The 12872-nt window shown below is 65.4% G+C and carries 9 protein-coding genes; 3 read left to right on the top strand and 6 right to left on the bottom strand.

Annotated elements, in window-relative coordinates:
- Window positions 1–181 precede the first annotated feature (181 nt).
- The 3 genes from IAE39_RS20840 (at window position 182) to IAE39_RS20830 (ending at window position 3625) form a co-directional block, all read left to right on the top strand.
- A complete protein-coding gene (locus IAE39_RS20840) occupies window positions 182–1564 on the top strand; it encodes an NAD(P)/FAD-dependent oxidoreductase (RefSeq protein WP_201206055.1) in 1383 nt (460 codons plus the stop codon).
- Window positions 1565–1579: 15 nt separating this feature from the next.
- The gene (locus tag IAE39_RS20835; protein ID WP_201206053.1) at window positions 1580–1930 is read left to right on the top strand and encodes a cupin domain-containing protein; all 351 of its coding nucleotides are present in this window, start codon (window positions 1580–1582) and stop codon (window positions 1928–1930) included.
- A gap of 183 nt (window positions 1931–2113) precedes the next feature.
- Entirely contained in the window at window positions 2114–3625 is a 1512-nt protein-coding gene (locus IAE39_RS20830; RefSeq protein ID WP_201206051.1) for a CoA-acylating methylmalonate-semialdehyde dehydrogenase, read from the top strand.
- 173 nt (window positions 3626–3798) lie between these two features.
- On the opposite strand, the gene IAE39_RS20825 is transcribed toward IAE39_RS20830, so the two are convergent.
- The 6 genes from IAE39_RS20825 to IAE39_RS20800 form a co-directional block, all read right to left on the bottom strand.
- On the bottom strand, window positions 3799–5787 hold the full coding sequence (locus IAE39_RS20825; RefSeq protein ID WP_201206049.1) for a cytochrome c3 family protein: 1989 nt from the start codon (window positions 5785–5787) through the stop codon (window positions 3799–3801).
- 23 nt (window positions 5788–5810) lie between these two features.
- Window positions 5811–7136, bottom strand: coding sequence for a hypothetical protein (locus IAE39_RS20820; RefSeq protein ID WP_201206047.1), 1326 nt, complete (start codon window positions 7134–7136; stop codon window positions 5811–5813).
- A gap of 54 nt (window positions 7137–7190) precedes the next feature.
- Window positions 7191–8843, bottom strand: coding sequence for an arylsulfatase (locus IAE39_RS20815; RefSeq protein ID WP_201206044.1), 1653 nt, complete (start codon window positions 8841–8843; stop codon window positions 7191–7193).
- A 61-nt stretch (window positions 8844–8904) separates the two neighbouring features.
- A complete protein-coding gene (locus IAE39_RS20810) occupies window positions 8905–9885 on the bottom strand; it encodes a response regulator transcription factor (protein WP_201206042.1) in 981 nt (326 codons plus the stop codon).
- A 225-nt stretch (window positions 9886–10110) separates the two neighbouring features.
- Window positions 10111–11220, bottom strand: coding sequence for a class II histone deacetylase (locus IAE39_RS20805; protein ID WP_201206040.1), 1110 nt, complete (start codon window positions 11218–11220; stop codon window positions 10111–10113).
- A 16-nt stretch (window positions 11221–11236) separates the two neighbouring features.
- Complete coding sequence (locus tag IAE39_RS20800) at window positions 11237–12394, bottom strand: MFS transporter (protein ID WP_201206038.1); 1158 nt, start codon at window positions 12392–12394, stop codon at window positions 11237–11239.
- Between the last annotated feature and the right edge of the window lie 478 nt (window positions 12395–12872).

The raw sequence follows: 12872 nt of genomic DNA, 5'->3' as shown, positions 1-12872 counted from the left end.
CTGCAAAGCAGCCCCAAAATCTACGATCCACTCATACATTTGTACAATTCACAGCTCCCTGCCTTGGAAACCACCGCTACCGCCCCCCGCCAACCCCGCATAACCTCAGGCCAACACGCACTGGTCACAACAGACAAAAGCCCTCTACACCAGTCGCAAACGCCAACGGGAAGCCACCAGCATGTCAGCGAAATCCGATTTGTCTCTGATACCCAACAAACCGCTTTGGTTTGCGCAAGGTGAGCCACGCGCCCGGCTCGAAGGTGCAACCGACGCCGATGTGGTGATTGTCGGTGCCGGGTACACGGGGCTGTGGACCGCCTACTACCTGCTCAAGAGCGACCCGTCGTTGCGCGTGGTACTGCTGGAAAAGAACGCCGTCGGCTTTGGCGCCTCAGGCCGTAACGGTGGCTGGGCTTCGGCGATCTTCCCCATTTCGCTGCAGCGGGTGCAGCAACTCTATTCGCACCACGCCGCCTTGCAACTGCAAGCGGCGATGAACGACACCGTCGACGAAATCGGCCGAGTGCTGGCGCTGGAAGGGGTTGACGCCGACTATGCCAGGCAAGGCTTCCTGTCGCTGGCCCGCAGCGCGCCGCAGTTGGCCCGGGCACGCGCTGCGGTGGCGTCGTCGGCGCGCTTCGGCCTGCCCGACCAGTGGCAGTTGCTGGATGCGGCCCAGGCCCATGCCAAAACGGGCGCTGAAGGCACCTTGGGTGGCTTGTACACCGAGCACTGTGCGCTCATTCACCCCGGCAAGCTGGTACGCGGCCTGGCCAGGTTGGTAGAAAGCCTGGGCGCGAAAATCTACGAGCAATCGGCGGTTAACCAGATGGCCCCAGGCGTGGTGCACACCGAACGCGGCTCGGTACGTGCCGGCATGACCGTGCGTGCCACCGAAGCCTTCACCTCGCAGCAGCCGGGCAAGTCGCGCTTTGTCATTCCGCTGTATTCACTGGTGTTGGCGACTGAGCCACTGCCGCGCGAACTGCTGGCCAGCCTCAACCTCGACCACCGCCTGGCGTTCAACGACATGCGCCACCTGCGCGTGTACGGCCAGGTCACTGCCGAAGGCCGGCTGGTGTTTGGCGGCCGTGGCGCGCCCTATAAATGGGGCTCGGTGATGCCCGAGCAGGCCGACCTGGTCGACAGCATCCACGGCAAGATCTACGACACCCTGCTCGAGTTTTTCCCGGCCCTGCGCGACGCCCGTGTCACTCACCGCTGGGGCGGCGCCCTGGGTGTTTCGCGCGACTGGTGCCCGACCGTGAGCATCGACCGCAACAACCGCATGGCCTGGGCTGGCAACTACGTCGGCGACGGTGTGGCCACCAGCAACCTGGCCGGGCGCATTTTGCGCAACCTGATTCTGGGGCGTGATGAAGCCATCAACACGCTGCCGTTGGTCAACCACCGCTCACCGTCCTGGGAGCCCGAGCCGCTGCGTTGGTTCGGCATCAACAGCGGCCTTGCTGCCGCCTCGCTCAGCGACATGGAAGAGCGCTTCACCCACAAACCTTCACGTACCGCGATGCTGCTGGAAAAGCTAACCGGCGCCCATTGATAAGGAGAAACCCGCATGCCTTCGTTCACCATCATCAAGCACGCCGACATCAAGGCCCTGCCACTGACCGCCGCCGGCCAGCGCGCCGGCGCCGACCAGGGCGACCCACAGATCGCCATCAGCAAGCAGGCGCCAGAGGCGGTCGGCAACCTCGGTGTGTGGGAGTGCCAGCCAGGCGGCTGGCCGGTGGTCGACCGCCCTGACACCGAGTTCACCTACATCATCTCGGGCAAGGCGCTGCTTACCGACGACAGCACCCAGGCGGTGGTGGAAGTGACCGGCGGCGACTTGGTGATCCTGCCGCCGGGCTGGACCGGCCGTTGGGATGTGCTGGAAACCGTGCGCAAGGTGTACGCCATTTACTGATGCAACACCCTGGCCTCTGTGCCTTGCCCAACATTTGAAACCTGTCGCGATTCCTCCCTGTGGGAGCGGGTTCACCCGCGAAGAAGGCGACGCGGTGCCTGGCACCGGCTTCGCCGGTGTTCGCGGGTAAACCCGCTCCCACAGAAGAACGGCGCTCTAACAATGAATCACGGGAAAACTACAATGACCCAAACCATCATGAACTGGATCTCCGGCGCTCACGCCGAGGCCACCAGCGGCCAGCAACTGCCGGTCTACAACCCGGCCACTGGCGTGGTCACCGGCCAGGTGCAGCTCTCTGCCCAGAGAGACGTGGACGCTGCCGTCGCCTCGGCCAAGGCGGCCTTCCCGGCCTGGAGCAACCTGTCGCCGCTGCGCCGTTCGCGGGTGCTGAACAAATTCCTGGCGCTGCTCAACGAACACCGCGATGACTTGGCGCGCATGATCACTGCCGAGCACGGCAAGGTGTTCACCGACGCCCAGGGCGAGGTGATGCGTGGTATCGAGATCGTCGAGTTCGCCTGCGGCGCGCCGCAGCTGCTGAAAACCGATTTCACCGACCAGGTCAGCACCAACATCGACAACTGGACCCTGCGCCAGCCATTGGGTGTGGTCACCGGCATCACCCCGTTCAACTTCCCGGTGATGGTGCCGATGTGGATGTTCCCGGTCGCGCTCGCCACCGGCAACACCTTCGTGCTCAAGCCCAGCCCGCTGGACCCGAGCCCAAGCCTGTTCATCGCCGAACTGCTGAAGCAGGCCGGCCTGCCGGACGGCGTGTTCAATGTGGTGCAGGGCGACAAGGACGCGGTCAACGCGCTGATCGAACACCCGGATGTACAGGCCGTGTCGTTCGTTGGTTCCACCCCGATCGCCAACCACATCTATGAAACCGGTGCCCGTCACGGCAAGCGCGTGCAGGCCCTGGGCGGTGCGAAAAACCACCTGGTGGTGATGCCCGATGCCGACATTGATCAGGTGGTCGATGCGCTGATCGGTGCCGCCTACGGTTCGGCTGGCGAGCGTTGCATGGCCATCAGCGTGGCTGTATTTGTTGGCGATGAAACGGCTGAAAAAGTCATGCCCAAGCTGATCGAACGCACCCGCGAGCTGAAAGTGCTGAACGGCACCAACCTGCAGGCCGAGATGGGCCCGATCGTGACCCGTGCGGCGCTGGAGCGCATCAGCGGCTACATCGAGCAAGGCGTGAAAGAGGGCGCAACCCTGCTGGTCGATGGCCGTGGCTTCAATGGCCAGACTGCCGGCGAAGGTTGTGGCGATGGCTTCTGGCTGGGCGGCACGCTGTTCGACAACGTTACCCCGGACATGCGCATCTACAAGGAAGAGATCTTCGGCCCGGTGCTGGCCTGCCTGCGTGTGAAAGACTTTGCCGAAGCGGTCGACCTGATCAACGCCCACGAATTCGGCAACGGCGTCAGCCTGTATACCCGCGACGGCCACATCGCCCGCGAGTTCGGCCGCCGTATCCAGGTGGGCATGGTCGGCATCAACGTGCCGATTCCGGTGCCGATGGCCTGGCACGGTTTTGGTGGTTGGAAGAAGAGCCTGTTCGGCGACATGCATGCCTATGGCGAGGAAGGGGTGCGCTTCTACACCAAGCAGAAGAGCATCATGCAGCGCTGGCCGCAGGCGATTGCCAAAGGCGCAGAGTTTGCGATGCCGACCAGCCACTAAGATATTCGGCTAGCTGACCACAAACAGCCCCGCCCACGCAGCGGGGCTGTTTGCGTCTTAGCAGGCGAGCGCGGCCCCTGTAGGAGCGGCTTTAGCCGCGAACACCGGCGCAGCCGGTGCCATACACCGCGCCGCCTGCTTCGCGGGCACGCCCGCTCCCACAGTCAAGGTGTTTACTGTACCGGTGGCAACTGCGCGAGCAATGCGCGGGCCGGCGCATAGTTGCGGTGTTTTTCCAGCAGCTCCCGTGCCCCTGCCTGGTCTTTGCGCTCCAACATGGCCACCGCCAGCGCATAGGCATACCCCGCATCCTGTGGCGCCAGCCGCACGGCTTCGCCCAAGGCCACAAACGCCTCCTGCGGCGCGCCTTGGCGCACGCACAATAGCCCCAGCGCATACTGCAACTGTGCGGCCTCAGGATGGGCAGCAATCGCGGCATCCAGTACCCGCCGGGCATCTGCCGGGTGACCGTGCACTTGCAGCCAGTCGGCCAGCATCATCGGTGCCGGCAGGAAGTGCCGGTCGCGTTTCAGGGCCAGGCGCAATTGTGGCTCCACCTCTGCCTCTCGCCCCAGCGCCCGGTACAGGCGGGCCAGGTTGACGTGGGCTTCGGCCCGTTCGGCCAGTGAAAGCTGGGTCTTTTCATATTCGTCACTGGCTTTCAGCCAGGCTGCCTGCCACGCCGGGTCACGCGGTGCATCGAGCAGTTGGCCGACGGCGGCCAGCCGCACGGCCTTGATCGGGTCACCCAGGCGCGGCCCCAGCAGCGCCCATTGCCCTGGCACGAGGCTGTCTACCGCCTGCACTGCCGCCACCCGCACCAGCGGGTCCGGGTCGGTCAAAGCCTGCCGGGCACGCTCGAAGCCAGCCCTGCTCGGGTAAGCCGGCAGTTCACCCAGCAATGTGGCAACGCGAATGGCCGGTTGTGCGGGATTGCTCAATTGCCGTAGCAGCGCTTCGTTGGCACCCGGCTGGCCCAGGCGGATGCCAGGCATGTCGTCTGCGTAGCTGCCAGGGCGGGCAGCCTGCCACAGGTCGAACAGCTCAGTAACCTTCTGGCCAGGGCCGGGCAGGGTGAAGCCGTGGTCGTGGCGCAGGTCGTTGACCATGTACAGGCGCCCCGGCATGTGGCAATTGATGCAGCTGGAGCCTGGCGTCTTGTGGTGCGCCGGGCTGTCGTAGTCCTTGGCCAGCAGGCCGCTGCCATCGACCGCCGGGGCGTTACTGCGCCCGGCCGGGTTGTGGCATTGCAGGCATACGCCGTCGCCGGGGGCCTTGAGCCTGGCACTGTGCGGGTCGTGGCAGTTGGAGCAGCGTACGCCCTTGGCATACATGCGGCTTTGCAGAAAGGCGCCGTACTCGAACACTTCATCCTTGATCTTGCCGTCGTGTTCGTACAGGTCGGCGCTGAGTGCTGTCGGCAAGTAGCTGTCCAGCAGTGGTGCCCTTGGGCTGTCGCCGTCGCCCAGCGGCACCCGGCGTGAATGGCAGCGGGCGCAGGTTTCGACCTGGTTACGTGCGTTACCGGCGGCCAGCACGCTGGCAAAGCCGACGTGAGCAGTGGCCGGGCGTTCGGCCAGCCATTGCAGGTGCCCGCCGGCCGGGCCATGGCAGGCCTGGCAAGTCACGCCCAGCGCCTGCCAGTGCCCGTCGAAGCGGTCCTGTTGTGGCTGGTAATTGCGCTTGTAGCCGGTGCTGTGGCACTCGATGCACATGAAATTGGCATTCTGCCCCGGTTGGCTCCAGTGCAACGGGTCGTTGAAATCCACACCCTGGCCGGGGTACAGCTCGAACCAGCGATGCTTTTCGCTATCCCAGGCTACGCCCAAGGCCTGCAAGCGCCCACCTGGCATTTCCAGCAAGTACTGCTGCAGTGGTGCGACGCCGAAGGTGTAGGCCACCCGCCAATCACCCGCGCGGCCATCGGCGCCGATGGCGTTGACCCACCAGCCACCGGCCCGGCGGAAGAAGCGGTAGCGTTCGCGCTCACCGGTAAAGCCCACGTTGGCGAAGTCGCCCAGCACGCTGGCTTCGCTGGGCGCTTGCATCGCCAGTTGATGGTGGGAACCCTGCCAGGCTTGCACCTGGCCAGCGTGGCAAGCGCCGCAGGTGGCTTCGTCTGCCCAGTCGGCAGCGGTGGCCAGGCCGCAGGCCAGGGCCAAGAGCAAAAATATCCAGGGCATTGTCAGAAGTTGTAGTAAAGCGTCAGTTGAGTGAACAGGGACAGGTCGTTATCGCCCAATTGCAGGCCGCCCTCGGCTGCCGAGTGCTCGGGCTTGTAGGCGCTGAGCATGGGGAACAGCATCAGGTTGCGGTTGACGTTCCAGTTCAGGTACAGGTCCAGCTCTTGGCCGCTGAGGTTGCCCAGGGCTTTGTCCAGGGTACGAAAGCGGAAGTACTGTACCCCAAGCTTGAGGGTGGGTTGTGGGGTCAGGGTCAGGTTGAGCATGTCGATGGCAGCATTGCGTTTGAACGGGCCGGCGAAGTTGGTGGCGGTGGAGCCCTGTTGCCAGGTACCCGGGCCACGGTTCCAGCCGGAGAACAACGAGTCGTAGTTGGCTGAATAGCGCGTGTGGCGCGCGGACAGGTAAGGTCGCCAGGGCGCCTGGTAGAAGGTCCAGCCGGCTTCGCCGTACCAGGCGCTTTCATTGCCGCTGCGTTTGTCCTGCCAGGCATATTCGCCCGACAGGAACAACGAGGTGATGCCGGCATCGGTCTTGCCACGCAGGCTCCAGGTACGCAGGTCGTCACGGTCGCGCTGGGCGGCGTTGACCGCAAAGCGGTCCTCGATGTCCAGTACCTTCACGGCGGTGATGCCGACCGTGGTGCCGGCAGCGACATGTTCGAGGGTGGCCGCGCCCAGTTCCATCTTGCTGCGGAACGGGTTGTCCGACTTCAGCCACAGCAGGTCGCTGCGCCAGCCCTGGTTGCCGCCGATATGCGCCACCAGGGTGCGGTGGAAGGCGTTGCGCGCTGACAGGTAGTAGGTGCCGCCACGGTCGTACAGGCCGCCGGCGAAACTGTTGCCCATCATGGTGCCGTCACCGTTGATGATGAAACCGTCGCCCAGCGGCACCTTCTGGCTGCCGAAGGACAGGTCAAGGCCGTTCTGGCCAAGGGCCGGGAACAGGCTGCCAGAGCGCCAGCCTAGGTAGGCCTTGTCCAGCGCGGTCTCGCGTTCGCTGCCATCGCTGTACAGCGCTGCATCACCGTCGCCGAAGGTGCCGTAGCTGGCCAGGTTGAACGCGCCGTAAACGGTGCTGTCACTGTGGGCCATGCGGTGCTCGCCGCTCAGGCCATAGCGAATGTAGCCTTCTTGCCAATACGAATGGCCAGCCTTTTGCGGGCCTGCCACGTAGTTGTGATCGCTGTACAACCACGATGCCGCCAGTTGTACGTCGAGGTTGAGCGTGTTGCGGTCATCGGCGATCAGTTGCAGGGCGTGGGCATTCTGGGCGCAATAGCCCAGCAGCGCGCCTGCCAGTAGCCGGCACGAAGGTGTCAGTGGCATAGCGGTGCATCCTCGGCATGGGAGGGCCCGCCCGGGCGGACGGGCCAGGCAGGGTCACTTCACGCAGCGTTCGTACAGGCAGTTTTCGTAGGTGTACTTGTAGCGCACGGGGGCGTCTACCACGCCGTTGTGCTGGGCGTAGCGGCCCCAGTCGGCGGCCAGTTCCGCGGTTTTTTCCGGGTAGCGTGCCGACAGGTCGTGCTGGGTGCTGGGGTCGTTGGCCAGGTCGTACAGTTCCCAGTGGCCGCTGCCGTAGGGCGGTGCCTGCATTTGCACGCTCCAGTCACCTTTGCGCAGCGAGCGCCGGCCATACAGCTCCCAGCCCAGTTCGCGCTGCGGCTGCGCGCCGGCGTTGGCCAGCCCAGCCAGCATCGAGCGGCCCTGCAGGGGCAGCAGCGCCCGGTTGGCGAAGCGCTCGGGGTAGTGAACGCCGGCCAGTTCCAGCACCGAGGGCATCAGGTCCATGGCATGGAACAGCTGGCTGTTGACCTGCCCGGCCTTGACCATTTTCGGGTAGCGGACGATGGCCGGCACGTTGATGCCGCCTCGGCTGGTAAAGCCCTTGAAGTACGGGAACGGCGTGGCGCTGACCTGGCCCCATTGCGGGCCCAGGGTCAGGTAGGAGCCCTTGCGGCCCATGTTGGCCGGGCCGTTGTCGAAGGTGGCGCGCACCCAGTCGGCAATCTCCAGCCCGGCAGCGGTGGTGCCCTCGGCGCCGTTGTCGGACATGAACAGGATAAAGGTGTTGTCCAGCTCGCCGGTCTGCTTCAGGTAGTCCAGTACCCGGCCGATGTTGTGGTCGAGGTTGTCGATCATCGCCGCGTAGATTTCCATGGTGCGCGCCTGCTCCTGGCGCTGCGCTGGCGTCAGCTCGTCCCAGCTGGGCAGGGCACTGCGCATCGGCACGTTGGCGCTGGTACCGGCTGGCAGCAACCCTTGGGCCTGCATGCGCGCCAGGCGGGCCTGGCGAATGGCTTCATAGCCTTTGTCGTACTGGCCGCGGTACTTGTCGATGTACTGCTCGGGTGCCTGCAGCGGCCAGTGTGGTGCGGTGTACGCCAGGTAGGCGAAGAACGGCTTGCCATCACGCTGGCCGCGCTTGAGGTAGTCGAGCATCTGCTCGGTATACAGGTCCGAGGAGTAGAACTGCGCGGGCAACTGCGCCGGCTTGTCGTTGTCCAGGTAGCGTGCGGCATAACCGGGGAACATCTCGGACAGGTCGACATGGCTGGCACCGCCCTGGACCAGGATGTACGACTGCTGGAAGCCGCGTGCCGCCGGGGTTTGCCCCGGGGCGCCGCCAAGGTGCCATTTGCCGGTCATGTAGGTGTCGTAGCCAGCGGCGCCGAGCAGCTCGGCGATTGTGGCGACGCTGAAGTTCAGGTAGCCCTCATAGCCGGGCTTGCCTTTCTGTTCGGGCTGCATGCCTTCAGCCATGGTGCCCAGGCCGGCCTGGTGGCTGTCGACGCCGGACAGCAGCATCGAGCGGGTAACCGAGCAGGTAGGGCCGGCATAGAAGTTGGTCAGGCGCGCGCCCTGGTTGGCCAGGTCTTGCAGGGATGGCGTGTGTACCTCACCGCCAAACGGCTGGATATCTGAATAGCCAAGGTCGTCGGCGACGATCAGCAGGATGTTTGGTTGTTTTTCAGCGGCCTGGGCCTGCCAGCTGAGCAGGGCACCGACGGCCAGGGTCAGGAGCATTCGCATGCGGGGTTCCTTGCAAGGCAATTGTTGTTATTGGGCTTGAGGCGCTGGTAGCGTTCTGGCTTCAACTGTCTGGCGCGTGCAGCAGGCGTGCGACACGGACCTTGTCGTTGACGCCGAGCTTGGCGTAGATGGTGCGGATGTGGTGGCGCACGGTGTTGGGCGCCAGGCCCAGCTCGCGGGCAATTTCCTTGTAGGTCTGGCCGCGCCCCACGCTGCGGGCCACGTCGTACTCACGTGGGCTCAGGCGTTGCAACGCGCTGCGTGCGCGGCCGACCAGCACGAACGCGCCGTCCACCTCACTCATCTCGATGCGCAGTTGCTCGACGTTCAGCACGCCGGGGCGCACCGTCATCGGCAGGGCCGGGCCACTCCAGTGCGGCCAATGGCCCTGGAGCATTTCGATAAAGCCGCTTTCGGCATGCTGGAGGATGCCGTGGCGGTCGCACACGGCCAGGCCCAGGGTTTCCCGGTCGGCCAGCGACTCACGCATCGCCAGCATGGCGCGGATCTGGTTGTTCGACATGGCGGCCACCAGGTGTGGCATCAGGCACGTCAGCAGTTCGCAGTCGAATTGCGAAAAGCGCGGCAGGGCGGCGCTGCGGTACAAGGTAAGGTGCTCGGACAGCTGGGTCACCGGGTCGACCACGATGATGCACAGCAGCTCGCGGATGTCATGGCGCATGCCCAGCCAGCGCAGGCCGGGGGTGCTGTTCAGGTCGACGATCACCGCTTGGCCAGGGGCGGCATGGACCTTGCCCACGGTGACGTCGTCGGCGCTGATCGATTGCCAGTCGGCGACATAGCTGGCGGGCAGGTTGAACACGGCGCAGCTGTGCTCATGCAGTTCACCGTCCACCGTTGCCGAGCGGCCCCACCAGGCCTTGTCGAAAGCCAGCAAGCCTTGCAGGCGCTCGAACATCTGCCCGTGGAACTGCTCGATCGAGCGGGCCTGGGCCAGTTGCTGAATACCCAGTACGGTCTGGCTGAACTGCTGCAGCAGGGCGGTGCACTGGGCTTGATGCGCGTAGTTGTCGCGGCTCATGGGGTAAGACCTCGGTGTGCTTTATTGTTGTTCTTCAAGTCACGCAGGGATGGGCGGTCGCGCGCTGAGGCGTGGGCAGTGACCGTCTTTACTGAGTCTGGGTAACGTCCGTGGGGGCGGCCATCCTGCAAATGCAGGATGGCGCCCGCCGCGGTCAAGCATCATGCCGTGCTGGCAGGCTGGGTCAAGGCCGTGGCAGGCATGGGCATGGCTGATGAGTGCCGATTACGCCAGGCGCTGGCGCTGGGCGTCCAGCAACTGGCGCTGGAAGGCCTGGAACTCGGCGCTGGGCTGTTGCAGCTCGATGAAATCGCGCATCGGGTCGCGCACTTCGGTATGCAGGCCGCTGAGCGCCTCCAGGGTGGCCAGGCCGCAGAACGGCACGTAGGCTTCGGCATAACCGCCCTCGTGCACCAGCACCAGGCGCCCGCCGCACAAGCGCTGGGCAGTGTCGCGCAGCAGCTGGGTCATCTGACGGAAGCTGTCGCTGTGCAACTGCATGCGGGCCAGCGGGTCGACGGCATTGGCGTCATAGCCGCAGGCGACAATGATCAGCTCCGGCTCAAAGCGCTCCAGGGCCGGCAGCACCAGCTGTTGCATGGCATACAGGTAGGCATCGTGCCCGCTGCCCGGCAGCAACGGGATGTTCAGGTTGCAGCCTGCGCCAGCACCCGTGCCCCGGTCCTCGGCACCGCTGTAGCCCGGCGGGAAGCAGCCTTCCTGGTGCAGGGAGATGGTCAGCACATCGTTGCGCCCGTAGTAGATCGACTGGGTGCCGTTGCCATGGTGCACGTCCCAGTCCAGTACAGCGACGCGGCCCAGCCCGTGACGAGCCTTGGCCGCTTCGATAGCCACGGCGATGTTGTTGAGGAAGCAGAAGCCCATGGCCTGGTCGGCCAGGCAATGGTGCCCTGGCGGGCGCGACAGCGAGTAGGCGTTGTTGGCCTCACCCAATAGCACGGCCTCGACAGCGGCCGTGGCCAGGCCCGCGGACAGCGCGGCAATCTCGTAGCTGCCCGGGCCGATCGGCGCGTCCTGGCCTAGCGAGCCGCCGCCAGCATCGCTCAGTGCCTTGAAGCGCGCCAGGTAGGCGGCGTCATGCACCCGCAGCAGGTCTTCGTGGCTGGCCGGCGCGGCGCTGCTTACCTGCAACTGGCGGGTAAGGCCGCTGACGTCCATCAGGCTCTTCAGGCGGCGCTTGCTCTCTGGGGATTCGGCATGGCCAGCGCTGGCAGGCGGCTGAACCCAGCCCCCTACGGGCAGGGTCAGGGCGTGAGGGGCTGCGCTGTGCCACAGGCTTAGCTCATCGAAGTAGAACGCGGTTCTTGTTGTCATGGCGAATGCTCGCAGGTCAGTGGAGGGTTCTGCCGCTGGCGCGGCAGCAAAGAATCAGCAACAGGGCCAGCAGGCTCATGGCGGCACCGGCCAGCAGGCTGGAGCCGGCACTGCCGGTGGCTTGCAGCATGTGCCCGGCGATGGCCGGGCCGGCAGCGAGGCCAGCGCCGATCATCAGGTTGATGGCGTTCATCAGCCGGCCGCTGCGGTCGAGGTCGGCCAAGGTGGCCAGTACCAGCGGCAGGACGAAGGTCCACATCAGCTTGAAGGCCATGGCCGCGAGGGCGAAACGGGCCAGCGGCAGCTGGCCGCGCAGGGCCAATATCGACCCGCCCATCACGGCAAAGCCCAGCACCAGCAGGGTATTTCTGGGTAAGCGAGCGCCAAGGCCGGTAGCCAGCGCCGCACCGAGGATGCCCATCAGCGTTGCCAGGGCCAGCACCCGTCCGCTGGCGTTGCTGTCGATACCCGAGGCCTGGGCGATGGCACCAATGAAGGTCCACACGCCACTCAGGCTGAGGTAGAAGCACAGCACCGCGGCCAGCCCCAGCAGGGCCTTGCCCTTGTGCAGCGGCGCATCAGCCGCCTGCTGCTGTGTAAGCAGCGAGGCCGGGAAGGCGCGGGTCAGTGGCAAGGCGAGCAGCGCCAGCGCTGCCAGGCTGAGGTAGCAGGCCGACAGGCCGTGGCGCGCGAACAAGCCGGGCAGTAGCGCCAGGCCCAGTGCGCCGAGCACCAGTTGCCCGAGCAGCCACAGCCCGTAGACGCGGCTGGGGTTGGGCAGGTTGGCGGCGCTGGCCATGCACAGGATCATCAGCGAGCCGCCGCCCAGGGCGGTCAGAAAGCGCAACACCAGCAGCGGCGGGTAACTGGCAACGGTGGCCGAAGCGATGTTGCCGGCAATGAACAGCAGCGCTGCCAGCAGGGCGGCCCGGCGTGGGGCGACGCGCCTGAGCCAGAACCAGGCGGGCACAGTCGCCAGGCTCATGGCGCCGAGTTCGGCACTGAACAGCTGGCCGATCTGCGCGGGGCTGAGCGCGAGCTGGCTGGCCAGTTGTGCGGCCACCACAGGTGCAGTCATCAGTAGCGAAGGGGTGAGGGCGGCGAATACGACGATGGCGGCCAAGCCAAGGCGGTTGGCGGTTAGCGCGGTAGTGGCATCGAGGGTGGTAGGCATGGGCCCGGGCTCCACGGTGGACAGGGCGCCAGTTTCGGCAAGTCAGCTGGAGGGCGGTATCCCGCAGATGAACCAGTGAGGCGGGTGTTGCGCGGTCTGTGTGGGGCGACTGGAATGCGCTACCTGAGAAAAGGTAAGGTGTTCTTCATGCCTTGAGCAGCGCTTACTCGATCGAGCGCCGCGCGGGCGGCGCTTCGCGGCACAAGGCCCCACCTCACCTGCATGACCTTCAAGGCAGGCACAGAACCTGTAGGAGCGGCCTTGCGTCGCGATGGGCTGCGAAGCAGCCCCGGCTTGCATATCTCTCCTGACCCGCACTGGCTCCTGTAGGACATCGCCCAGCCCTTTGGGCTGCGCTGTCGCGCAGAGAGCTGAGTTCTCAAGCGGTCTGCATACCCTGTGGGAGCAACTGTCTTGCATGATTCCTCTGGCCAGCACTGGCCCTTGTAGGAGCGGCCTTGTGTCGCGATGGGCTGCG

Source organism: Pseudomonas sp. S37, assembly GCF_016658545.1.
Taxonomy (GTDB): domain Bacteria; phylum Pseudomonadota; class Gammaproteobacteria; order Pseudomonadales; family Pseudomonadaceae; genus Aquipseudomonas.
The sequence above is the reverse complement of the archived record's forward strand: the minus strand, read 5'-3'. Positions and strand labels throughout refer to the sequence as shown.